This is a genomic window from Streptomyces sp. NPDC092296 (assembly GCF_044755465.1).
Classification (GTDB): Bacteria; Actinomycetota; Actinomycetes; order Streptomycetales; family Streptomycetaceae; genus Peterkaempfera.
In genome coordinates this window covers 324,431-346,597 of the sequence record NZ_JBIVRB010000002.1, presented here as the reverse complement: position 1 = coordinate 346,597, position 22,167 = coordinate 324,431, and the positions used below count along the sequence as shown (strand labels likewise).

General features: G+C 76.6%; 23 protein-coding genes. 6 read left to right on the top strand and 17 right to left on the bottom strand.

Annotation, left to right across the window (positions count from 1 at the left end; all coding sequences use genetic code 11):
* Positions 1 to 102 precede the first annotated feature (102 nt).
* The 3 genes from ACIQGZ_RS09155 to ACIQGZ_RS09145 all read right to left on the bottom strand — a co-directional run bounded on the left by ACIQGZ_RS09155 (position 103) and on the right by ACIQGZ_RS09145 (position 3,290).
* Positions 103 to 1,677 carry a DEAD/DEAH box helicase gene (locus tag ACIQGZ_RS09155; RefSeq protein WP_402600379.1) on the bottom strand — a complete coding sequence of 525 codons (1,575 nt, stop codon included), beginning with the start codon at positions 1,675 to 1,677 and terminating at the stop codon, positions 103 to 105.
* 541 nt (positions 1,678 to 2,218) lie between these two features.
* Positions 2,219 to 2,602, bottom strand: coding sequence for an SCO5918 family protein (locus ACIQGZ_RS09150; protein ID WP_402600378.1), 384 nt, complete (start codon positions 2,600 to 2,602; stop codon positions 2,219 to 2,221).
* 190 nt (positions 2,603 to 2,792) lie between these two features.
* The gene (locus ACIQGZ_RS09145) at positions 2,793 to 3,290 is read right to left on the bottom strand and encodes a transglycosylase SLT domain-containing protein (protein WP_402600376.1); all 498 of its coding nucleotides are present in this window, start codon (positions 3,288 to 3,290) and stop codon (positions 2,793 to 2,795) included.
* 594 nt (positions 3,291 to 3,884) lie between these two features.
* Between ACIQGZ_RS09145 and ACIQGZ_RS09140 the strand changes: the two genes are divergently transcribed.
* From ACIQGZ_RS09140 to ACIQGZ_RS09115, 6 genes are all read left to right on the top strand, one after another.
* Positions 3,885 to 5,012 (top strand): ATP-binding cassette domain-containing protein, encoded by a 1,128-nt coding sequence (locus ACIQGZ_RS09140; protein ID WP_402600374.1) that lies wholly within the window; start codon positions 3,885 to 3,887, stop codon positions 5,010 to 5,012.
* Positions 5,013 to 5,111: 99 nt separating this feature from the next.
* Complete coding sequence (locus ACIQGZ_RS09135) at positions 5,112 to 5,885, top strand: ABC-2 family transporter protein (protein WP_402600734.1); 774 nt, start codon at positions 5,112 to 5,114, stop codon at positions 5,883 to 5,885.
* 119 nt (positions 5,886 to 6,004) lie between these two features.
* Positions 6,005 to 6,790 carry an ABC transporter permease gene (locus ACIQGZ_RS09130; protein ID WP_402600732.1) on the top strand — a complete coding sequence of 262 codons (786 nt, stop codon included), beginning with the start codon at positions 6,005 to 6,007 and terminating at the stop codon, positions 6,788 to 6,790.
* Positions 6,791 to 6,886: 96 nt separating this feature from the next.
* Positions 6,887 to 7,069 (top strand): hypothetical protein, encoded by a 183-nt coding sequence (locus ACIQGZ_RS09125; protein WP_402600373.1) that lies wholly within the window; start codon positions 6,887 to 6,889, stop codon positions 7,067 to 7,069.
* Positions 7,070 to 7,141: 72 nt separating this feature from the next.
* Positions 7,142 to 7,660: a hypothetical protein gene (locus tag ACIQGZ_RS09120; RefSeq protein WP_402600371.1), complete on the top strand. Its 519-nt coding sequence runs from the start codon at positions 7,142 to 7,144 to the stop codon at positions 7,658 to 7,660.
* A gap of 30 nt (positions 7,661 to 7,690) precedes the next feature.
* Positions 7,691 to 7,909, top strand: a complete 219-nt coding sequence (locus tag ACIQGZ_RS09115; protein ID WP_402600369.1) for a DUF6480 family protein — start codon at positions 7,691 to 7,693, stop codon at positions 7,907 to 7,909.
* Between the two features lie 81 nt (positions 7,910 to 7,990).
* Here ACIQGZ_RS09115 and ACIQGZ_RS09110 read toward each other — a convergent pair whose 3' ends face one another.
* The 14 genes from ACIQGZ_RS09110 to ACIQGZ_RS09045 form a co-directional block, all read right to left on the bottom strand.
* On the bottom strand, positions 7,991 to 8,551 hold the full coding sequence (locus ACIQGZ_RS09110) for a hemerythrin domain-containing protein (protein ID WP_402600368.1): 561 nt from the start codon (positions 8,549 to 8,551) through the stop codon (positions 7,991 to 7,993).
* A 148-nt stretch (positions 8,552 to 8,699) separates the two neighbouring features.
* Positions 8,700 to 8,930 (bottom strand): hypothetical protein, encoded by a 231-nt coding sequence (locus ACIQGZ_RS09105; RefSeq protein ID WP_402600366.1) that lies wholly within the window; start codon positions 8,928 to 8,930, stop codon positions 8,700 to 8,702.
* On the bottom strand, positions 8,927 to 9,844 hold the full coding sequence (locus ACIQGZ_RS09100; protein ID WP_402600364.1) for a glycosyltransferase family 2 protein: 918 nt from the start codon (positions 9,842 to 9,844) through the stop codon (positions 8,927 to 8,929). Before ACIQGZ_RS09100 ends, ACIQGZ_RS09105 begins: the two co-directional genes overlap by 4 nt.
* A 31-nt stretch (positions 9,845 to 9,875) precedes the next feature.
* Complete coding sequence (locus ACIQGZ_RS09095) at positions 9,876 to 10,781, bottom strand: glycosyltransferase family 2 protein (RefSeq protein WP_402600362.1); 906 nt, start codon at positions 10,779 to 10,781, stop codon at positions 9,876 to 9,878.
* Positions 10,778 to 11,839 (bottom strand): glycosyltransferase family 9 protein, encoded by a 1,062-nt coding sequence (locus tag ACIQGZ_RS09090; protein WP_402600361.1) that lies wholly within the window; start codon positions 11,837 to 11,839, stop codon positions 10,778 to 10,780. The genes ACIQGZ_RS09095 and ACIQGZ_RS09090 overlap by 4 nt, the downstream gene beginning before the upstream one ends.
* Before the next feature lie 85 nt (positions 11,840 to 11,924).
* Positions 11,925 to 13,343 carry a D-glycero-beta-D-manno-heptose 1-phosphate adenylyltransferase gene (gene rfaE2 / locus ACIQGZ_RS09085; RefSeq protein WP_402600360.1) on the bottom strand — a complete coding sequence of 473 codons (1,419 nt, stop codon included), beginning with the start codon at positions 13,341 to 13,343 and terminating at the stop codon, positions 11,925 to 11,927.
* Positions 13,344 to 13,416: 73 nt separating this feature from the next.
* A complete protein-coding gene (locus tag ACIQGZ_RS09080; protein ID WP_402600359.1) occupies positions 13,417 to 14,115 on the bottom strand; it encodes an SIS domain-containing protein in 699 nt (232 codons plus the stop codon).
* 98 nt (positions 14,116 to 14,213) lie between these two features.
* Positions 14,214 to 15,452, bottom strand: coding sequence for a glycosyltransferase (locus ACIQGZ_RS09075; protein ID WP_402600358.1), 1,239 nt, complete (start codon positions 15,450 to 15,452; stop codon positions 14,214 to 14,216).
* Complete coding sequence (locus ACIQGZ_RS09070) at positions 15,449 to 16,411, bottom strand: glycosyltransferase (protein WP_402600357.1); 963 nt, start codon at positions 16,409 to 16,411, stop codon at positions 15,449 to 15,451. The genes ACIQGZ_RS09075 and ACIQGZ_RS09070 overlap by 4 nt, the downstream gene beginning before the upstream one ends.
* Complete coding sequence (locus tag ACIQGZ_RS09065; protein ID WP_402600355.1) at positions 16,408 to 17,460, bottom strand: glycosyltransferase family 9 protein; 1,053 nt, start codon at positions 17,458 to 17,460, stop codon at positions 16,408 to 16,410. Before ACIQGZ_RS09065 ends, ACIQGZ_RS09070 begins: the two co-directional genes overlap by 4 nt.
* The gene (locus tag ACIQGZ_RS09060; RefSeq protein ID WP_402600353.1) at positions 17,457 to 18,164 is read right to left on the bottom strand and encodes a D-glycero-alpha-D-manno-heptose-1,7-bisphosphate 7-phosphatase; all 708 of its coding nucleotides are present in this window, start codon (positions 18,162 to 18,164) and stop codon (positions 17,457 to 17,459) included. Before ACIQGZ_RS09060 ends, ACIQGZ_RS09065 begins: the two co-directional genes overlap by 4 nt.
* A 159-nt stretch (positions 18,165 to 18,323) precedes the next feature.
* Positions 18,324 to 19,151 carry a SigB/SigF/SigG family RNA polymerase sigma factor gene (locus tag ACIQGZ_RS09055; protein ID WP_402600351.1) on the bottom strand — a complete coding sequence of 276 codons (828 nt, stop codon included), beginning with the start codon at positions 19,149 to 19,151 and terminating at the stop codon, positions 18,324 to 18,326.
* Positions 19,152 to 19,460: 309 nt separating this feature from the next.
* Entirely contained in the window at positions 19,461 to 20,495 is a 1,035-nt protein-coding gene (locus ACIQGZ_RS09050) for a glycosyltransferase family 2 protein (protein ID WP_402600349.1), read from the bottom strand.
* Positions 20,492 to 22,159, bottom strand: a complete 1,668-nt coding sequence (locus ACIQGZ_RS09045) for a carbamoyltransferase (protein WP_402600348.1) — start codon at positions 22,157 to 22,159, stop codon at positions 20,492 to 20,494. The genes ACIQGZ_RS09050 and ACIQGZ_RS09045 overlap by 4 nt, the downstream gene beginning before the upstream one ends.
* Positions 22,160 to 22,167: the final 8 nt, after the last annotated feature.

Genomic DNA, 22,167 nt, shown 5'->3' with positions numbered 1-22,167 from the left:
GCTTGTGGCGCGGTACGGGTGGGGCGCCGGGGCGGGCCGGGGTCACCGGTCCGCCCCGGGTGGCGCGGCGTGCTGCTCCGGTCGTCCGACCGGGTCCGGTGCTCAGGCGGCGAAGGAGGAGCGGTCGCCGCCGGAGCGGCCACTGCCCGAACGGTCGGCGGCGGAGCGGTCGCCGCCGGTGCGGTCGCTGCCGGTGCGGCGGCGGGGACGGCTGCGGCGGTTGCGGTCGGGGCCCGCGTCGCGGCGGGACCGGCGCGGCGCCGGGGCGGGCTCGCTGATGGTGACCGCGATGCCGGAGGGGGTGCGGGCGCCGGTGATCCGGGCCAGCTCGGGGTCGGCCGAGTGCACCCGGGCGGTGTGCGCGGTGATGCTGGCGGTGGCCATCATCCGGGTCATCTCGCGGCGCTGGCTGGGCAGGACCAGGGTGACCACGGTGCCGGACTCGCCGGCCCGAGCGGTGCGGCCGCCCCGGTGCAGGTAGTCCTTGTGGTCGGCCGGCGGGTCGACGTTGACGACCAGGTCCAGGCCGTCGATGTGGATGCCCCGGGCGGCGACATTGGTGGCCACCAGCGCGGTGACGTGCCCGGTGCGGAACTGCTCCAGGGTGCGGGTGCGCTGCGGCTGGGACTTGCCGCCGTGCAGGGCCGCCGCCCGGACGCCGCTGGCGAGCAGGTCGCGGACCAGGCGGTCGGCGGCGTGCTTGGTGTCCAGGAACATGATCACGCGGCCGTCGCGGGCCGCGATCCGGGTGACGGTGGCGCTCTTGTCGGCGTCCGCGACATGCAGCACGTGGTGCTCCATGGTGGTGACCGCCCCGGCGGAGGGGTCCACCGAGTGGGTGACCGGGTCGCTCAGGTAGGCGCGCACCAGCCGGTCGACATTGCGGTCCAGGGTGGCGGAGAACAGCATCCGCTGGCCGTCCGGCCGCACCTGGTTGAGCAGCGCGGTGACCTGCGGCATGAAGCCCATGTCGGTCATCTGGTCGGCCTCGTCCAGCACCGTGATGCGGACCTGGTCCAGCCGGCAGTCGCCGCGCTCCACCAGGTCGTTGAGCCGGCCCGGCGTCGCGACGACGATCTCGGCGCCGCGGCCCAGCGACTGCGCCTGGCGGCCGATCGACATGCCGCCGACGACGGTGGTCAGCCGCAGCCGCACCGCGTGGGCGTACGGGGTGAGCGCGTCGGTGACCTGCTGGGCCAGCTCGCGGGTGGGGACCAGCACCAGCGCCAGCGGCTTGCGGGGCTCGGCGCGCTGTCCCGCCGTACGGGCGATCATGGCCAGGCCGAAGGCGAGGGTCTTGCCGGAGCCGGTGCGGCCCCGGCCGAGCACATCCCGGCCGGCCAGCGCGTTGGGCAGGGTGGCGGCCTGGATCGGGAACGGCTCGGTCACGCCCTGGCGGCCGAGGACGGCCAGCAGCTGCGCGGGCATCTCCAGCTCGGCGAAGGCGGCCACCGGCGGCAGGGCCGGCGTGGTGCTCACCGGCATGGCGAACTCGCCCTGCACGGCGGGCGCCGGGCGGCGGCGCGGGGCGGCCGGGCGGCGGGAGGCACCGGACGAACCGGAGTAGCCGGATGAGCCCGAGTAACCGGAGGAGCCCGAGTAACCGGAGGAGCCGGCGGAGCCGCTGCGGCTGCGGGAGAAGCGGTCGTGGGAGCGGGGAGTGCGGTCGCGGTTCATCGGAACCCTTCCTCGATAGCGGCACGTATCGAGGAGGCATCCGCAGCCGGAGGGCCGCGCAGAACTCGACAAGAACGAGCCGGGGGTGGAGCGAAGCATGGGCGCGGGCGGGCCGCGTGGAGTGCCTCGGACGGTCGCGGCGGCCACCGCGGTGCGGCGGGCTCGGTGCGGACCTGGTGCTGCGGAGCTGATGCGGGCGCCCGATGGATCACGGGCACACAGCACATTCGTGGAACGTGCGTTCGCAGAGAACGAAAAGGCGGCGGTCGGGTGGGCAGTGCCGCAGCTCCGCACCGTGCGGTGCTGCGTGTGGCCGCGATGATTGACCCGTCCGGAAAACGCCGGAGAAAACAAGAAGTGCGCCTGATGGTCACAACCAGGCAGGCGCACACAAAAAATCTCTGGGAACCACTGCAACTGAGATCAACAGTAGCACTGCTCGGGCACCGACAGTGAATTTCCCACCACCGGCCGGGGGAAGCAGGACGTTTCCCGCCACCCCCGGCCCGGGGGACGTACTCGGTTTACCGGGGTGGGCCGCTCAGTGGGCGGCGTCGAGGAACCCGACGCTCGACGGCAGCGGAGCCGGCATCGAGGCGGCCTGCGGGGCCACCTGGGACGGCGGAGCCGCCACCGGCTCGGCCTGGGCGACCAGCGGCAGATCCTCGAACATGGCCACCGGCTCGGGCGCGGCGGGCTTGGTGCAGACGAAGCCCAGCCGCTGCAGAGCGCGCGACACCTCGGCGGTGCTGAAGTCGCGGCGGTCCTGGCGGGTGATCACGGCGCCGACCTGCTTGATCGGATAGGAGTGGCGCCCGATCCGGACGGACTCGCCGGAGACCAGCTCGGGCTTGACTCCGCGCAGGGCGCGTTCCACCTCGCTCGCGATGAGGTCGAAGGAGTATCCGGCGATGGTGCAGCGCATCGTGCCTCAGCAGGGGAAGTAGGGGTGGTGTAGTGGTTCAAGCGTCTCATGGACCACCGCAACCGCATAGGCACGAGCCGTCCGCCCAACCCCCTCGGCGCAACCCGGCCCCGGAATGTGCCCGGCCGGACCCGCTGGGGTGCGGGTCCGGCCGGGCGTGCGGTGCTCAGCTGGTGGTGCCTGGGTCGGCTCAGTACCAGTGGTGGGTCTGCCAGAAGGCCCAGGCGTTGTTCGGGCTGCCGTAGCGGTCGTTCATGTACGACAGCGCCCACTTGGCCTGGGTGGCCGGGTTGGTCTTCCAGTCCGACCCGGCGGCGGCCATCTTGGAGCCCGGCAGCGCCTGGCCCAGACCGTACGCGCCCGAGGACGCGTTCACCGCCGAGGGGTTCCAGCCGCTCTCATGGCTGACGATCGCGTCGAACGCCGCCCACTGGCCGGCGGGCACGATCGACTGCGCCATGCCCCGCACGCCGCCCGCCGTCACCGGCGCGGCCACGGCCGAACGCTCCAGCCCCGCCTTGGCGGCATGGTGCGCGCCGGCGGTGTGGTTCACGTGGTTCACGTGGTGCAGGTGCAGCCGGTGGGCGCTCATCGTCGCGGCGGACGCGGCCGGAGCGGCCACCGCCGCCACAGCACCCAGCGACGCGGCGGCGGCCACGACAGCGGCGGTCGAACGGAGACGGGGCATGGTGATGCGCTTCAAAATCTGAGACCTCAATCGGTTGGCTTGGACGACCCGGATCTCTTCGACCCGGCGCCCGGGGCACCCCGGTTTCGGCTGGTGCCTGGTGGCAGCGTCAGGAGCAATGCGAACCCGCCGACGCCATCGGACTCGTCCCAGTCTTAGCGGCCCACCCAAACCCCGACAAACACTCCACCTACTACCCCAACCCGTACCCAAGCCCCCAAACCACCCCACCCCGAAAACCACCCGACTGCCCCGGAACAGCCCCCGCAACCCCTCCGGCCCCCCACCCCGAAACCCCCGCCCACCTGCGCAAACCAGTGACCAGGCCACCGAAACACCCACCCGCCCGCTTTCTCGGACCAGCCCCCGGCACACCGGCGCCCACACCCCCTACTACGCCCCCTAGTGTTCCCCCGAGCCCCTGTGAGCCTCTTCACGCGCCCGCCCCCACCACTGTGACCGCGACCACCGCAATCAGGCCGAAACGCCCCCGCGACCGCCCCGGAAATGGATTGCCGACCGCGCCGCGACTAGGGCAGCCTCGGGGCCGGACACAGGCGGGTACGGCCTGTGCATCGGTCCGGAGGGGGCAGCGTGGCGGCCAGTCGGGACGCAGCCGAGGGGATCGTCGCCCTCGGCCTGGGCAAGACCTTCCACACCACCGTCCGCAGACCCGGCTTCGGCGGCGCACTGCGCTCGCTGGTCGACCCGCAGCGGGTGGCCAAGGCCGCCGTGCAGGACATCTCCTTCAGCGTCGGGCGCGGTCAGCTGCTCGCCCTGCTGGGGCCCAACGGCGCCGGGAAGTCCACCACCATCAAGATGCTCACCGGCATCCTGACGCCGACCACCGGTGAGGCCCGGATCGCCGGGGTGGTGCCCTACCGGGAGCGGGAGCGCAACGCGCGCAACATCGGCGCGGTGTTCGGCCAGCGCACCCAGCTGTGGTGGGACCTGCCGGCCCGGGAGTCGTTCAGCATCCTGCGCGACATCTACGGCGTGCCGGAGGCGGAGCACCGGGCCCGGTTACGGGAGTTCGACGGGCTGCTGGAGCTGTCGGAGTTCTGGGGCACCCGGGTCCGGCACCTGTCGCTGGGCCAGCGGGTGCGCTGCGACCTGGCCGCCGCGCTGCTGCACGATCCGGCGATCGTCTTCCTGGACGAGCCGACCATCGGCATGGACGTGGTGGTCAAGGAGCAGGTGCGCGGCTTTCTGCGGCACCAGGTGGAGCAGCGCGGCCGTACGGTGCTGCTGACCACGCACGACATGACCGAGGTGGCCCGGCTGGCCGAGCGGGTGGTGCTGATCAACCACGGCCGGATCGTGCTGGACGGGCCGCTGGCGGAGATCCGACGGCGGTTCGGCGGTACGTGGCAGATCCACGCGACGCTCACCGACCCGCCCGCCGCCGGAGCGGCCGACGCACCGCCGCCCGGGGTCCGGGTGCTGCGCCGGGAGGGGCCCCGGGTGGTGTTCGGCCCGGACGGCGACCCCGCACCCGCCGTCCATGAGGCGCTCAAACGGATCATCGAGCGCTACCAGGTCACCGACCTCGCCCTGGAGGAGAACGACCTGGAGGACGTGATGCGCGCCGCCTATCTGCGCCGCGACACCGACGACGGCGCCGCCGGCCTCGGGGACACCGGCCTCGGGAACACCGGCCTCGGGAATACCGGTCTCGGGGACAGCACCGACGGCGCCGTGCCCGCCGGGCGGAGCAGCTGACCGATGACCGCCGCCCCCGCGCCGACCGCACCGCCCGCGCCGCAGCCCGCACCCCAGGCCCGCATCGACCGGCCGACGCTGCGGGCCTGGCGGACAGCCATGATCACCCCCAGGGGCGAACTGCTCACCCCGCCCCGGCTCACCGCCACCGCCGCCCGGCTGGCCGTGCAGGTCTTCCTGGCGGTCTGCCTGTGGCGGGGGCTGTACGCACACACCACCTCCGCCGCCGGTCTGGACCGCGAGCAGGCGGTGACCTACGCCGTCCTGGCGGTGCTCGCCACCCGCATCCGGGGCCTGGACCGGCAGTCCGGCCGGGACACGGTCGTCAACCATCTGCGTACCGGCACCATCGTCTACTGGTTCCTGCGCCCGCTGCCGCCCCGCCGCTACTACATGCTGCGCGCCCTGGGCGAGCAGCTCTACGGGTTCGGCTGGGTGCTCGCCGGCTATCTGGCCTGCCTGGCCGCCGGGGTGGTCGGGCCGCCGGCCTCGGCCGCCGCCGCTGCGGGCTTCGCGGCGGGGCTGCTGCTGGGGCAGCTCGTCCTGCACCAGATCACGTTGCTGATCGACCTGATGTGCTTCTGGACACTGCGCGACGGCGCCGCGCTGCGCATCCTGCAGTTCGCGCAGAACCTGCTCTCCGGCTCCTTCGCGCCGCTGTGGTACTTCCCCGGCTGGTTCCTCACCATGAGCGCCTTCCTGCCGTTCCAGGCGACGCTCAACACTCCGCTCTCGCTCTACATCGGGCGCATCCCGCCCGCCGACGCGCCGCGCCAGCTGGCGATCCAGGCGCTGTGGGTGGTCGGGCTCTCCGTACTCACCAGGTGGCTGTGGCGGCGCGCCGCGCGCCGGGTCGTCTCCCAGGGAGGGTGACCGTGGTCCGCACTCCGCAGCGGCCGTACCAGGGCCAAGACCAGGATCAGGACCAGGGTCAGGACCGCCCGCCCGCCGCCACCACCGGCCGACTGCACCGGGCCGCCCGCGCCTGGGGGGTGGCCTGGCGGATCACCCGGCTGAACTTCCGCGCCCAGCTGGAGTACCGGGCCGAGTTCCTGATGATGATCGGCATCGGGGTGGTCTGGCAGCTGTCCATCATCGTCTTCGCCACCGTGCTGCTCACCCGCTTCACCGGCCTCGGCGGCTGGACCAGCGCCGATGTGCTGCTGATCGCCGGGATGCGGATGTTCAGCCATGCGCTGTACGTGCTGCTGTTCGGCCGGGTCTACAGCCTGTCGTTCCTGGTGCAGGAGGGGGTGATCGACGCCTATCTGCTGCGGCCGATGCCGGTCTACCGGCAGGTGCAGCTCTCCTCCTTCCCCACCAACGGCTTCGGCGACCTGGCGGTGGCCCTCAGCATGTTCGCGGCCGCCCTGTGGCGCAGCGGGCTGGACTGGACACCCGGCCGCTGCGCGTTCCTGGCGGCCGGGGTGGTCGGCGGGACGCTGGTCGAGGCGGCGGTGGGGACGGCCATGTCCAGTGCGGCGCTGCACTTCCCGGCGACCTTCTACTGGAGCAGCTGGGTGGAGGAGCTGACGGCGACCTTCGGCAGCTATCCGCTGAACATCCTGCCCCGGGCGGTCGGCGGCCTCTTCACCTTCGCGCTGCCGCTGGCGTTCGTCGCCTACCTCCCGGCCGGGGTGCTGACCGGGCGCGGCGGGTCGCTGGGGGTCCCGGTGTGGCTGGCGGCGGGTTCGCCGCTGGTGGGGCTGGCCGCCTTCATCGCGTCCCGTCGGCTGTGGAATCTGAGCCTGCGGCGGTACACCGGCGTCAACGGCTGAGCCGTCTGCCCTGCTCTGCCCCGGTTTTCGCCCTTTCCGCCCGGGTAGGCGAAGTCCCTTCGACGGCGGAGGCAGCTCCGTGGAGAGGAGGCGGTGATGGTGGACCGGGCCAGCAGCAAGCACGGACCCCGGCTGGACGACGAGATGGAGAAGGAGGTGCAGGGCCAGCTCCACGCCGGGCACCCCACCCGGGTGGAGGAGTGGCACGACCCGGAACCGCCGCTCGCCCCGGAGGACGAGACGGCGGAGCGCGACGCCAGGCGCCACGACAGCGGCTGACCGCTCCCGCAGCCGGCCCGCTCGGTGTCGTGCGGCGGTTTGCCGCCGCCGGTCGGGGGCACTTTCGGGCCCATGATTGCCGACATGCTGAAGGGCGCGCTGGCCGGCGCGGCCGGTACCGCGGCCCTGGACGCCGTCACCTATCTGGACATGGCCGGTCGCGGCCGACCCGCCAGCAACACCCCCGGCGAGGCGGTGACCCGCTTGGCGGACAAGGCGGGCATCGGCATCCCGGGCGAGGGCGAGCAGCGCGAGAACCGCATCGCGGGGCTCGGGCCGCTGCTGGGCATCGCCACCGGGGTGGCGGTGGGGGCCGCGTACGGGGCGGTGCGGGCGGCGGCCGGCCGCAGACCGCCGCTGCTGCTGGGGGCGGGGCTGGTGGGGGTGGCCGCGATGGTGGGCGCCGATACGCCGCTGGCCGTGCTGCGGATCTCCGACCCGCGTACCTGGTCGGCGGTGGACTGGCTCTCGGATGTGGTGCCGCATGTGGCGTTCGGGCTGGTGACGGCGGGGACGTACGCACTGCTCGACGGCCCCGGCCGCGCGGGGACCGGCTGCGCGCGGCGACCGCGACGAAGGGGTGCCTGCTGAGGGGGTGCCCGATGAGGAGGGTGGACGACGATGAGCGACCCTGAACCCCGCAGTACCACTGGTCTGGAGCCCGGCGGCGGTGTGCCGCCCGGGGAGACGCCGCCCGCCGAGGGCGGTATCTCGGGGATCTCGCACCCCGAGCCGTCGGAGATCCGGCGGACCTGGGGTGAGCTGTCGGTGGCGCTGGTGATCGGCGTGGCCGTGCTGGTGGCGGCGATGCTGATCGCCATGGTGTTCCTGCTGGCCTGACCGTTGCTGCCGGCTGACCCGGCCCCGGCACGGTCCCGCCCCGGCCCGCTGACCACGGGCCGGGGCGGGGGCGGGGGCGGTTCAGTAGCGCTTGGCGCGGCCGGTGAGGTGGTCGCGGACCCGGTCCACCAGTGCGGCGCCCGGGGCCAGTGCCTTGTTGAACGGCGGCTTGTCGGGGGCGTGCGGGTGCGGGTGGGTGGGCGCGTGCTCCTTGGCGCGGATCACCTTCTGCCCGAGCGTCCGGCGCTCCTCGGGCGACAGCGCCTGCTCCAGCCGGGGGAAGACGTCGTCCTCCTCCTCGCGGACATGGGCGCGGATCTCCTCCTCCAGCGCCTCCACCAGCGGCCGGAAGTCGGCGTGTTCCGGGCTCATCCCGTCCAGCGCGTTCATGGTCCGCTCGGCCTCGGCGTGCTCCGCGATCTCGCGGTCCGCGATGGCGTCGCCGGAGGGCAGCACCCGGCGGATGGCGGGGTAGAGGTACTCCTCCTCGGCGATCGTGTGCCGCACCAGTTCGATGATCATGTGGTCCACCAGCTCGCGCTGCTGGACGGTGTCCGTGCTGACGTCGAAGGCGGCGAAAAGGCGCTCCACCTCCCGGTGGTCCTTCACCAGCACCTGCAGAACGTCCTGCGACTCACCCATCGGCGGTTGCCTCCTCGGTCTGCGGCCCGGTCCGCCCCGGCCGGGGCGGACCGGGCCTTCGGGTTTCCCCGCCCCGGGTGCTCAAACCCGCCCGGCGTGCGGCGGGGCGTCCGGCGCCGCCGGCAGCGCGTCCAGCAGCGGGTACGCCTCACCGGGCAGCCGCACGCCGGTGCGGCGCGCCCGCTCGCGCCCCGGCGGACAGGCACCAGCGCCACCAGCCGTCCAGCTCGGCGGGGTGCGCGCGGTCGGCGGGCAGCAGGGCCGACCAGTCCAACGCCCGCCGCACCCGCACGGCGGCCGGTACGTCACCGGCGGCGGCCTCGCCGTGCGGAAAGCCGAACCAGCCGGTGGGCAGCGCCCGGCCGCCCGGCGGGGTCAACCGACATAGCGGCGGGCGGTCGACGCCTGCTGCGGCCCGTCCAGCAGGCGGAAGCGGCGCTCCACGGCGGGCGGCAGCGGCCGCCGCTCGCGCAGCACCCAGGGCAGCCCGGCGGCGGCCTCCGCGAACGCCCGCACCGAGACGGCGTCGTGCGGCACCGTCGCGGTGAGGCGGGCGGTGCGGCGGACGGCGGCGGGCAGCGGGCGGCGCAGCCAGGTGAACCAGAGCGTGTTCCGCAGGCCCTGGCGGCGGCGGGTGGTGCTGTCCCGCCGCAGGGAGGGGCGGTGGTGCACGGTCAGCTCCTCGGCGTACACCAGCCACCAGCCGGCGGCGGCCAGGTCGGCGGCCAGCAGCTCCTCCTCGCCGCCGAGCCACAGCCGCGGCGAGAAGCCGCCCGCCGTACGGAAGGCGTCGGCGCGCAGCACGGTGGCGGCGGCGAGGAAGGAGCCCAGGGCCGGTCCGGGCAGCCAGCCGGGCCGGGGCAGCGGGGAGTCGCGCAGTTCGGTGACGACCGGGTCCTCGGTGGGCGGCTCGCCGTCCGGCGCGTCCGGGCGGTGGACCAGGATGCGGCCGGTGACGGTGGCCACGGTGGGGTGGTCGTCCAGCAGGTCGGCGGCGCTGCTCAGCGAGCCCGGTTCCCACCAGGAGTCGTCGTCGCAGAAGGCCAGGTAGGGGGTGGTGGCCTCGCGGGCGGCCAGGTTGCGGCCGCAGGCGCCCAGGTTGCGGCCCGGGGTGAGCAGCCGGACCGGTGGGTCCAGCTCGCGTACGGCGTCGGCGGTGCCGTCGGTGGAGGCGTTGTCGACCACGGTGACGGCGGGGCGTTCGGGCAGCTCGGCCAGGCGGTCCAGGGTGTGCAGCAGCTCCTCGCGGCGGTTGCGGGTGATGACGACGACGGTGACGCGGGGGTCGGGCACGGCGGCTCCTCGGGCGGACTGGGTGCCCGGGTCAGGGCGCCACCAGGCGGGCCGACCGCTCGACCCAGGGCGGCAGCGGGCGGCGGTGGCGCAGCGCGGCGGGCAGTCGGGGGACGGCGGAGGCGAGCGCCCGGCGGGCCTGCGGGTCGGTGGCGGCGTCCCGGGCCAGCCGGGCGGTGGCGCGAGCGGTGTACCCCCAGGGGCGGCGCAGCCAGGCGGTCAGCAGTTCGTTGCGGCGCAGCCGGGCGGTGCGGCCGGGGCGGGGTTCCGCGCCGGGGTCGTGGTGGGCGACGACCTGCGGGCAGTGGGCGACGCCCCAGCCCTCGGCGGCGAGGTCGAGGGCGAGCAGTTGCTCCTCGCCGCCGAAGTGCAGCACCGGGTGGAAGCCGCCCGCCTGGAGGAACACCTCGCGGCGGACCACGCTGGCGCAGGCCAGGAAGCCCAGCACCGAGGGGCCGGGCAGGTCGGCGGCGGTGCCCAGCGGGGAGGCCGCCAGGACGGCGTCCAGCGGGTCGGGCCGCTGCTCGGGCCCGACCAGGGTGGTGGCGGCGATCAGGGCCAGCCGGGGGTGGGCGTCCAGCAGGTCGGCGGCGGTGGCCAGGGCGCCGGGCTCCCACCAGGAGTCGTCGTCGCTGAACGCGGCGTACGGGGTGGTGAGGCGGGCGGCGCCGACGCTGCGGGCGGCGGCGCCCCGGTTGCGGTCCAGGGTCAGCAGTCGGACGCCGGGGTGCAGGTCGCGTACGGCGTCGGCGGTGCCGTCGGTGGAGGCGTTGTCCACGACCACCACCGGCGGGCGTTCGGGGAGGGCGGCGAGGCGGTCCAGGGTGCGCAGCAGGCCGTCCTTGCGGTCACGGGTGATCACGACCACTCCGACCCGGGGTGGGTCGGGCCGGGCCGGGTCGTGGTCGGTCGGGTGGTCGGGCGGGCGGTCGGTCATGGGTGGGTCCCTGTCACTGGGCTTGGGGTCACTGGGCGTGGCCTTGTCGGGGGTGCGGGCCGGGCCGAGCCGGCGGCGGCCGTGGGCGGCGGGAGGGTGGCGAGGGCCTGGAGGACGTCGGTGGGGGTGATCCGGAGCAGCCGGGGATCGGGGCGGTCGCCGTGGGCGTCGCCGGGGCGGGGCGGGGAGCCGGGGTCGGGGTGCCAGAGGGTGCGGTGCCGGGGGCGGTCCGGTGGGCCCCACAGGCTCGGGGCGACCGGGCCGAAGAGGACGACGGACGGGGTGCCGAGGGCGGTCGCCAGATGGGCCGGGCCGGTGTCCCCGACCACCAGGGCGCGGGCCCCGGCCAGCAGGGCGGCCAGCTCCGCGAAGGTGGGGTCGGCCACGATCCGGTGGGCGGGCAGCCCGGCGAGGTCCGCGACCCGGCGGGCGAGCGGCCCCTCCCCCGGCCCGGCGGTGAGCACCACCCGGCGGCGCCGCGCGGTGAGGGCCGCGGCGACGGCGGCGAAGCGCTCCGGCGGCCAGCGGCGGGCGGCGGCGTCCGCGCCGGGGTGCAGCACGATCGCGCCGGGCGCCGGGGAGGGCCGGGCGGGGGCGGTGATCAGCAGGTCGTCGGGGTCGGCGGGGATGCCGTACCAGCTGAGGAGCCGGCACCAGCGGATGCGCTCATGCTCGTCGGGGTGCCAGGGCGGGCCGGGGAGGCCCGGGGTGCCGGGGTGGGCGAAGGCGAGCAGTCGGCCCGGTCGGAGGCGTTGCAGCAGCCGGTGGCTGGGGGGTCCGTTGCCGTGCAGGTCGACGGCGAGTTCGGGGGGCGGGCCGGTCCAGTCCAACCGGTCGGGTACGGCGCGCCCGGGGGCTTCGGTGGGCAGCAGCCGGTCGACGGCGCCGGTGGCGGCGGCCGGTTCCGCGAGCTGGGCGGGCGCGGCCAGCACGATCTCCCGGCCCGGGTTCGCCCGGCGCAGGGCGCGCAGTGTGGGCACGGCGGTGAGCAGATCGCCCAGGCCGAGCGCCCGCAGCACCAGCACCCGCCCGGCGTCGCGGCGCGCCCCGGGGGTCACCGGGCCGCCCCGGCCGCGCGCTGACCGGCCGCCAGCCGTACCGCACCGCCCGGCGGCCTCGCGGGGGCGGTTCCGCGGGGCGGGGTCATCGGTGGGCCCGGGTGGTGCGGTGGGTGAGGGCGGCGCGGTGGGTGAGGGCGGTGGTGGAGCGGCCGTCGAGGTAGGGGAGGACGACGGCCTGGCCGTCCCAGGCGGCGAGGGCGGCGGCCTCGGGGAGGTCGTCGGGGGTGTAGTCGCCGCCCTTGACCCAGACATGCGGGCGCAGCGTACGCAGCAGGGCCTCGGGAGTGTCCTCGTCGAAGACGGCGACGGCGTCGACGCAGCCGAGCCCGGCGAGGACCCCGGCCCGGTCGGCGGCGGGGTTGAGCGGGCGGCCCGGCCCCTTGAGCCGCCGTACGGAGTCGTCGGAGTTGAGGCAGACGATGAGGCAGTCCCCGATCCGGCGGGCGCTCTCCAGCAGCCCGACATGGCCGATGTGCAGCAGGTCGAAGCAGCCGCCGGTGGCGACCACGGTGCCGCCCCGGGCCCGTACGGCGGCGGCCAGCGCGGCGGCGTCCGCCGACGGGGAGGGCGGCGCTGCGGGCCCGGCCGGGTCGCGCCACAGCGCGGTGCTGCCCGCGCCGCCTGCGGCGACGAAGGCGGCGGCCGCCGCCACGGCCTGCTGGAGCGCCTCCTCCGGCAGGGCGCCATCGGCCAGCGCCCCGGCCGCGACGGCGGACAGGCAGTCGCCGGCGCCGCAGGGGTCGCCGGTGGCGGCCTGCGGCGGCGGCAGCAGCATGGGGCTGCCGCCCCGGGTGAGCAGCACGCCCCGCTCACCGAGGGTGAGGGCGACGGCGGCGGCCTGCCAGTGCCCGGCCAGCAGCGCGGCGCGGGCGGCGTCGGCGCGCAGCGAGGTGTCGTCGGGGCTGGGGCTGTCCGGCAGGGCGGCGGCCAGGGCGCGGGCCTCGGCGGCGTTGGGGGTGGCCAGCCGGGTGCCGGGTACGGGGGCGTCGCCGCGCGGGTGGGGGTCCCAGAGCACCGGTATGCGGCGGGCGGCGGCGGCGAGCAGCGGCCGGAGTACGGTGGCGGCGCCCCGGCCGTAGTCGGCGACCAGGACGGCGGCGGCGCCGTCGATGGCGCGGCGGGCCGCGTCGCCGGGGCCGCCGGGGGTGCCGCCGCCGTGGTCGAAGCGGACCAGCGGCCGGCCGGCCGCCCGGACCCGGGTCTTGACGGGCAGGCTGCCGTGCAGCGGGAGTTCGGCCAGCCGGACGCCCCGGGCGGCCAGGGCGTCCCGTACGGTGCCGGACGCGGCGTCGCGGCCCAGCGGTGTCACCAGGACGACCTCCCGGCCGTCGGCGGCGGCCAGGGCCGCCGCCAGCCCGGCGCCGCCGGGGCGGCTCTGCTCGGCGGCGATGTCGACCACGGGTGCGGGCGCGTCGGGGGTCAGCCGGGTGGCCTCGCCGTCGATGTCGCGGTCCAGCAGGGCGTCACCGACGACGACCAGGGGTGTGTGACGGCTCGTCATGTCGCCTCCCGCTGCGGATCGCCTGGCCCGGCGGCCGTACCCGTCGGGCGCGCCCCAAGAGGGTGGCGGGCCGTCATACCGCCTCCCACGGCGCCTCTTCCGGCGCCGTCCGGTCCCCGCCGCCGTCGGCGGGCGGGGTGGTGGCGCGGGTCAGGGCGCTGTCGAACGCCTCGCAGAGCAGGTGGAGTGCCACCAGGTGCATCTCCTGGACGGTGGCGGTGGCGGCGGCGTCGATGGTGAGGGCTTCGTCGGCGGCGGCGGCCAGGGGGTTGGGGCGGCGGCCGGTCATCGCCCAGACGGTCATTCCGGCTTTGCGTCCGGACCGGGCGGCGGCGAGCAGATTGGGGCTGCGGCCGGAGGTGGAGAGCAGCATCAGGACGTCGCCGGGTCGGCCGTGGGCGGCGATCTGGCGGGCGTAGAGCGAGTCGAAGCCGTAGTCGTTGCCGACGGCGGTGACGGTGGAGGTGTCGGCGTGCAGGGCGATGGCGGAGAAGCCGGGGCGCTCCCGGCTGTAGCGGCCGACCAGTTCGGCGGTGAGGTGCTGGGCCTGGGCGGCGCTGCCGCCGTTGCCCGCGGCGAGCAGCCGGCCGCCGCCGGGGAGGACGGCGGCCAGTGCGGTGCCCCAGGCGGTGACCCGGGTCAGGCCCTGCCGGTGGAACCGGGCGAGGGTGTCCTGGAGGGCCCGGCAGTGTTCGGCGGCGGCCCTGGCTGCCGCCTCGGCAGTGGCGGCGGCCGGGGGGACGGGGGCGGTTGCGGTGCGCAGTCGGGGCATCGGGCTGCTCCTGTCACGGTGGTGGCGGACTCAGCTGGGCCGGCGGTGGCGGCCGACGGGGCGCGGACGGCACGGCGATAAGCGCAGGGACGGGGGCATCAGATCGCCCCGGTGACGGTGGCCGTGGCCTTGGCGGTCCGGTGGGCCGCCATCAGGACCTCCCGGTAGACGGCCTCGGTGGCGGCGGCGACGCCCTCCCAGCTGTAGCGGGCGAGCACCCGGCGCCGCCCGGCCGCCCCGTACGCGGCCCGTACGCGCGGGGTGGCGAGCAGTTCGACGGCGGCCGAGGCCAGCGCGTCCGGGTCCCCGGGCGGTACCAGCCGCCCGGTGCCCCGGTCCGCGACCGTGTCCAGGTGGCCGCCGACCGCGCTGGCGACCACCGGTACGCCGCAGCCCATGGCCTCCAGCGGCACGATGCCGAACGGCTCGTAGTCCGGCGGGCAGAGCACCAGGTCGGCGCTGCGCAGCAGGGCGGGCAGCTCGGCGGGCGGGACGCTGCCGAGCAGCCGCAGCCGGTCCGCGACGCCGGTGTCCCGGGCGAGGGCGGTCAGCCGCCGGGCCTCGGGGTCGGTGTCGAGCCGGTCGGCGGGCGGGCCGCCCGCGACCAGCAGTTCGGCGCCGGGGATGCGGGCCAGCGCGGTGATGGCAGTGGCGACGCCCTTGCGCGGGACCAGTCGGCCGACCTGGAGCAGCCGGGGCCGGCCGGTGCGCCGCGCGATCGGCCCGTCGGGGGTGAAGCGGGCCGGGTCGATGCCGCAGGGCACCACGGTGGCGCGGTCGCGGGGCAGGCCCATGGCGGCCAGTTCGTCGACCTCGTCGCGGCAGGTGGCGATGATGCGCCGGCACATCCGGCCGACCGTCTGCTCCAGCGCGACGCGGCGGGCGGGGCTGGTGTCGGCGGCGCCCTGGTGGCGGCGCTTGACGGCGCCCAGCGCGTGGAAGGTCTGCACCACCGGTACGTCCAGCTCGCGGGTGCCGCGCAGCGCGGCCAGGCCGGACATCCAGAAGTGGGCGTGCACCAGGTGGGGCGGGTCGGCGGCCCAGGTGCGGGCCAGGTGCTCACCGAAGGCGTGCATATACGGCAGCAGGTCGTCCTTGGGGACGGCGCGGGCGGGGCCCGCCGGGACGTGGTGGACGGTGACCCCGGCGCGCAGCGGTACGTCATCGGCGAGGGCGGGGGCGTCCCGGCGGGTGTGGACGGTGATCTCGTGGCCGAGGTCGGCGAGCGCCGAGGCCAGCGCGGCGACATGGACGTTCTGGCCGCCCGCGTCGACGCCGCCCAGCGCGGCGAGCGGGCTGGCGTGCTCGGAGACGAGGGAGATCTTCAGGGGCCTCATGCGCACACCTCTTCGATCACATGGTTCCAGTCGGCCAGGAAGCGCTTCAGTCCGTAGCGGTCCAGCGCGGCCTGGCGGGCCCGGAAGCCGTCGGTGACGGCCGCCGCCGGGTCGTCCAGGTAGTGGCGTACGGCGTCGGCCAGCTCCTCGGGCCGGGTGGAGAGCACTCCGGCGCCGGGCGGCACGGCGTGCACCGCCTCGGTGGTGGCCAGGGCGACCACCGGCATGCCCAGGTGCATCGCCTCCAGCAGCGACAGGCCGAGCGAGGTCCAGCGCACCGGGTGCAGGTAGACCCGCCGGTCGGCGAGCGCCCGGTGCAGTTCGGCCTGCGGGAGGTCCTGGGTGCGGCAGCGGTCGGGCGGCAGTCCGAGGTGGCCGGCCAGCCCTTCGGTGCCCATGCCGAAGACGTCCAGCGGGGCGGCGGCGGCAAGGGCGGGCAGCAGGTCGGTGCCGGTGGTGCGGCCGCGCCGTACCGGTTCGTTGACCACGACGGCGGCGCGGGCCAGCCGGCCGGTGTAGCGGTGGCCGGGGTCGACGATGCCGTGCTCGATGACGGCGGTGCGGGTGGAGCCGCTGTCCCAGAAGAGGCGGTTGAAGTGGGTGACGTGCACCAGCAGCAGGTCGTCGCGGTCGGCCGCCGGGTGCCGGGTGTCGGGCACCGCGCCGTGCGGGGCGTTGTGCTCCAGGTAGACGGCGGGCAGGTCGCGGCCGGGGCGGCGGCCGAGCCACTCCTCGGCCAGCGCGGCCTCGTGCGGGCGCTGGAGGACGACCAGGTCGATGTCGGCGGTGCGCAGCCGCTCGGGCGGCAGTTCGAGGACACTGGCCGGCCAGTCCCAGGTGCGGGCGCGGCCCAGGCCGTCCGGGCCCCGGTCGGGGGTGACCGGCAGCAGGTAGGTGTGCGGGCCCTGGACGAAGGAGGTGGTCCAGGAGCCGTGGACGTGCCAGAGCAGGATGTTCACGCGGTCACCTCGCGGCGGGTCGGGGCGGGGCCGGTGGGTCCGATCGGTCCGCCGGTGAGGGTGGCGACGGCGGTGAGGAGTTCGGCGTCGGTGACCGAGTCCAGGCAGGGGTGGCCGGGGACGGGACAGCTGCGGGCCCGGCTGCCGGCGCAGGGCGCGTCGGGGCGGCCGAGCAGGACGTGCGGGACGCGGTACGGGGCCCAGCGCTCGGCGGGGACGACGGGGGCGAACAGGCTGACCACCGGGGTGCCCACGGCGGCGGCGAGGTGGGCGGGGCCGGTGTTGCCCACCACGGCGGCGTCGGCGTGGGCCAGTATCCCGGCGAGCTGGTCGGGGGCGGTGCGGCCGCCCAGGTCGAGGGCGGGTCCCGCAGCGGCGACCTGGGCGGTGAGGGCTTCCTCGCCGGGGCCGCCGGTGACCACGACCCGGTGGCCGGCCCGGGTGAGGGAGCGCAGCGCGGTGGCGGCGCGGCCGGGGCTCCAGGTGCGGGCGGGTACGGCGGCGCCGGGGTGCAGCACCAGGTAGGGGGCGGTGCCGGTGAGCCCGGAGGTGTCGGGCGGCGGGGTGATCCGCAGCCGGCCGTCGTCGCCGGGCGGCAGCGGCAGGCCCGCCGCCGCCGCGAGGTCGAGGGCGGCCTCGGCCTCGTGGCGGCCGGGGGCGCGGCGGTGCCGCAGGTCCAGCAGCGAGCCGGGGTAGTGCTCGCTGTCGGCGGCGATCCAGCGGACGCCGGCCAGCCGGAGCAGCAGCGCGGCGGGCAGCGGGCTCTGGTGGTGGGAGGCGAGGACCAGGGCGCGGTCGAAGCGGCGTTGGGCGAGGTCGGCCAGGAGCGCACGGACGTCCTCGGTCCGTACCGGCGGCGGCTCCAGGCCCTCCCAGGGCGCGTCGTGCACCAGGACCTCGTCCACGCCGGGCAGCATCCGGGCGGCCCAGGCGCCCTGCGGGCCGCACAGCACGGCGGTGTGCTCGGACGCGGCGGCGGCGGCCCGTATGGCGGGGCCGGCCAGCAGGACGTCCCCGGCGCTGTCCAACCGGACCACCAGCGTCCTCACGGCGCGCTCCCCGGGGTGGGCGCGGGCGGCAGGTGCAGGGCCAGCCGGACGGCGGCGAGCAGGTCGGGCGCGACCTCGCCGGCGCGGTCGACCTCCTCCGGGCGGGTGGCGGGGGCGGGGACCAGGATGCCGCGCGCCCCGGCGGCGGCCGCCGCCGCGACGTCCGCGCCGATGTCGCCGATGACCACCGTGCGGGCCGGGTCGGCGCCGATCCGGCCGCAGGCGGCCAGGATCAGGCCGGGGGCGGGTTTGCGGCAGCCGCAGTGGTCATCGGGTCCGTGCGGGCAGACGGCCCAGACCCGGAACGGGCCGAGCAGCTGCTCCACCCGCTCCTGGACGGCGGTGACCTGGCGCCGGGTGAGCACGCCCCTGGCCACGCCGGACTGGTTGCTCACCACGCCGACCGGGACGCCGAGGGTGCGCAGCTGGGCCAGCGCGGCGCGGGCCTGCGGCACCGGGCGCACCCAGCCGGGGTCGCCGTTGTACGGGACGTCGAACACCAGGGTGCCGTCGCGGTCGAAGAGGACGGCGTCCGGCAGGCCGCGCCCGGCGGGTCCGGGCCGCCCGGGGCGCCGGGGCCGGTCGGGTCCGGGGGGCGGTCGCCGCTCGGCGGGGGCGGCGTGCGGGAAGATCCAGGGCTGGGCCGCCGGTGCCGGGGCGGCGGGGACCGGTCGGGCGGCGGTGGCGGCGGGCGGCATCGGCATGGCAGGCGGCTTTCCCGGTACAGCACTACCAAACCTGGACAATTCACTCACCTTCCGTGACGGCGGCCCGTCGCGGCCGTACGGCGCTCCCGGCGGTCCGGGCGGGCGTGGGGGGCGGTCGGGCGTGGGGGGACGGTCGGGCATGGAGGGCGGTCGGGCTCAGACGCCGGTCAGCATGCCGCTGCGCAGCGTGGCGCACGAACGGGCTATCAGCCGGGAGACGTGCATCTGCGAGACGCCGACCGCGTCCGCGATCTGATGCTGCGTCATGCTGCGGAAGAAGCGCAGGAAGAGGATGCGGCGCTCGCGCTCGGGCAGCTCCTCCAGCAGCGGCCGCAGCGAGATCCGGTCCACGACCAGGTCCAGGAAGCGGTCCTCGGTGCCCATGGTGTCCGCCAGCGACCCGGCCTCCATGCCCGGCACCGGCGCGTCCAGCGAGACGGCCGTGTACGCCTGGTACGCCTCCAGGCCGAGGATCACGTCCTCCTCGGGCAGCCCGGTGTGCCGGGCCACCTCCGCGACGGTGGGGCTGCGGCCCTCCAGCGGCTGGAGCAGCTCCTGCTGGGCGCGGCGCACCTGGTTGCGGGCCTCCTGCACCCGCCGGGGGACGTGCAGGTCCCAGGCGTGGTCGCGGAAGTGGCGCTTGAGCTCCCCGACGATGGTGGGCACGGCGAAGGACTCGAAGGCGTGGCCCTGCCGGGGGTCGTAGCGGTCGACGGCCTTGACCAGGCCCACCGAGGCGACCTGGAGCAGGTCGTCGTCGCTCTCCCCCCGGTTGCGGAACCGCCGGGCGAGCCGGCGGGCCATCGGCATCAGCGAGGAGATGACCTGCTCGCGCAGCCGGTCGCGCTCCGGGCCGGCCGGCAGCCGTGCCAGCCGCTCCAGCCGCTCCGGCAGGTCGTGCGGCGAGCGGTCGCCCGCCGGGGGCGGGGCGTGGCCGTCCGCACCGGGACGGGGGCGGGCGGGGCCGGGCCCGGGACGGGTCATGGCAGCCTGCTTTCCTGGCACAGCCTGCGGCGGTGCACACTCCGGGGGCGGGGCGGTCGGGCGCAGTCCTGCGGCCTCGGGTCGCCACCGTGGGCGGGCGCATGACCCGGGGCAGGCCGTCGACCGTCCAGGGCGGCCGATACAGCCCTTTTGTGCCTTTTGTCGGTGGCACTGGCCCGCGCCTTCCCAGGGCGTATCGCGGCAAACACCCGCCCCGGCGGCGATGGCCGCCCCCGGCGCCCGCCAAGGCCGGCCGCCCCGGTGGCCGCCCGACGCCCGCCGGAGCCCCGCCGGGCGTCGCGCCGCAGCTCAGAGCGCATCCTGCGCGGTCGGCGCGGGCCGGCGGGGCTCCGGCGCGGCCGGGGCGGTCCACGGCCCGGCCGTCCGGTGCCGCAGGCGGCCGCGCAGCCAGTGGAGTGACGCGGCGGGCGGGATCAGGGCGCTGGTCGCCGCCATGGCGGCGACCTCCTCGGCGGTGCCCGGCCCCGGCAGCGTACGGGCGAGCGTGAACTCGGCCGTGCCGAGCGCCCAGGCCGCCGCGCAGCCCAGGGCGGCGGCCGGGCGGCGGGCGGCGGCGCAGCCCACGGCGGCCAGCGCGGCGGCGGTGACGGCCAGGTGGACCGGCAGCCGTCCGCGCGGGGCCTGGGCGCGGGCCCACCAGCCGTGGCCGTGCAGCCGGGTCATCAGGGCGTCGTCGGCGTTGCCCGCCTGGGCGCGGACCGAGGCCCAGCGGTCGGCGGGCCGGACCGGGTGGGTGGTGCGCCGGGTGCCCATGGTGATCGTCCAGCCGGCGTCCAGGGTGCGCAGCGCCAGGTCGGCGTCCTCGCGGAAGGCCCGCCGGAAGCGCTCGTCGAAGCCGCCGACCGCCTCCAGCGCCGCCCGCCGGTAGGCCATGTCGGCGGTGATCCACAGCGCGGTGGCCAGCCCGGCGGTGCCGCGCTCCCAGTCGGTGGGGCGGCGGTCCTCCGGCAGCGGCACCCGGATGCGGCCCTGCACCGCGCCGACCTGCGGTCCGGCCGCCGTGAGGTCGACGGCCAGATCGGCGGCCCAGGTGGGGCCGGGCAGCACGTCGTCGTCCAGGAAGGCCACCCAGGGCTCATCGGTGGCCCGCCAGCCGGCGTTGCGGGCGGCGGCCGGGCCGTTGCCGCAGCCGGGCACGGTGGTGGTCCGGTCGCGCAGCGCCTCGGGGATCGCGGCCGGCAGCGGGCGGCAGTCGTCCAGCGGCCGGTCGTCGACCAGCACCACCCGCCGGGGCCGGGGCCCGGTGGATGCGGCCAGGGCGTGCAGGCAGCCGGTGAGGCTGGGCCGGCCCAGGGTGGGGATGACCACCGCGTAGCCGGTCACCGGGCCACCTCGGCCGGGTCGGCGGCGGCGAACAGCCGGCCCCGGCGGACGGCGAACGGGCCGAGCGCCAGCAGGTCGACCGGGGAGGAGCCGAAGCACTCCAGGGCGTCGCGCGGGTCGTCCACCATGGGCCGCCCCGCCGTGTTGAGGCTGGTGTTGACCACCACCGGCAGCCCGGTGAGCCGTTCGAAGCGCTCCAGCATCCGGGCGACCAGCGGTTCGGCCCGCCGGTCGACGGTCTGGATGCGGGCGGTGCCGTCGACGTGCACCACGGCGGGGATGCGGTCGCGCCACTCGGGGGCCACCTCGTGCACGAAGAGCATGTACGGGCTGGGCAGCGGCCCGTCGAAGATCGCGGCGGCGCGCTCGGCGAGGACCATCGGCGCCACCGGCCGGAACTGCTCGCGGCCCTTGACGTCGTTGAGCCGCTCCAGGTTGCCGGAGTGGCCCGGGTGGGCGAGCAGCGAGCGGTGGCCGAGGGCGCGCGGGCCGTACTCGGCGCGGCCCTGGAACCAGGCCACGATCCGGTCGGCGGCCAGCGCCTCGGCCACCTCGGCGGCGATGTCGGCGGGCCGGTCGTAGGGGACGCCCGCGGTCTTCAGCCACGCCTCCAGTTCGGCTTCGGACCAGCCCCGGCCCAGGTCGGCGCCGTGCATCGGGGCGGGCCGGTCGCCGCCGCCCGCCGCCAGGTGCAGGGCGGCGCCGAGCGCGGTCCCGGCGTCGCCGGCGGCGGGCTGCACCCAGACCCGGTCGAAGGGGCCCTCCCGGGCGAGCCGGGAGTTGGCCACGCAGTTGAGGGCCACTCCCCCGGCCATCGCCAGCAGCCGGTCCCCGGTGCGACCGTGCAGCCAGCGGGCCAGGTCGAGCAGCACCTCCTCCAGGCACCGCTGGGCGCTGGCGGCCAGGTCGGCGTGGTCCTGGGTCCATGCCTCGGCGGGGCGGCGCGGCGCGGTCAGCTCGGCCCAGGGCACCCGGGAGGCGCGGAAGCCGCCGTCGCCGGTGCTGTGCACCCGGCGGCGCAGTTCGGGGAGCATCCGGGGCGTGCCGTGCGAGGCGAGGGCCATCACCTTGTACTCGTCGGAGGAGCGCAGGAAGCCCAGGTGCTCGGTCAGCTCCTCGTACACCAGGCCGAGCGAGTGCGGCAGCGCCTGAGTGTGCAGCGGTTCCAGGTCGCGGCCGACCCGCCGGGCGGCCAGGTGGGAGGCGGCCTCGCCCCGGCCGTCCAGCACCAGCACCGCGCAGGTCTCGGCGTCGGGTGCGGCGTGCGCGGCGGAGGCGGCGTGCGCGACATGGTGCGGTACGAAGCGGACGGCGGCCGGGTCGAGGCCGGGCAGCGCGGTGGCCAGGAAGCGCGGCGCCTCGCGAGCGTACGTCAGCCGCAGGTGGTCCCAGGGGTCGTCCAGGCCCAGTTCGTCGGCGGGCCTCGCCAGCGCCGGGTCGAAGGAGTAGGCGACGGCGTCGAGGTCCTGGGGCCGCAGTCCGGCCTGGGCCAGGCACCAGGCGGCGGCCTGCTCGGGCAGTTCCCAGGCGGCGAAGGGGACCGGGCGCTTGCCGTGCTTGCGGCGGGAGAACCGCTCCTCCTCGGCTGCGGCGACGGTGCGGCCGTCGATGACCAGGGCCGCCGCCGGGTCGTGGAAGAGGGCGTTGATACCGAGGATGCGCATGGGATCGG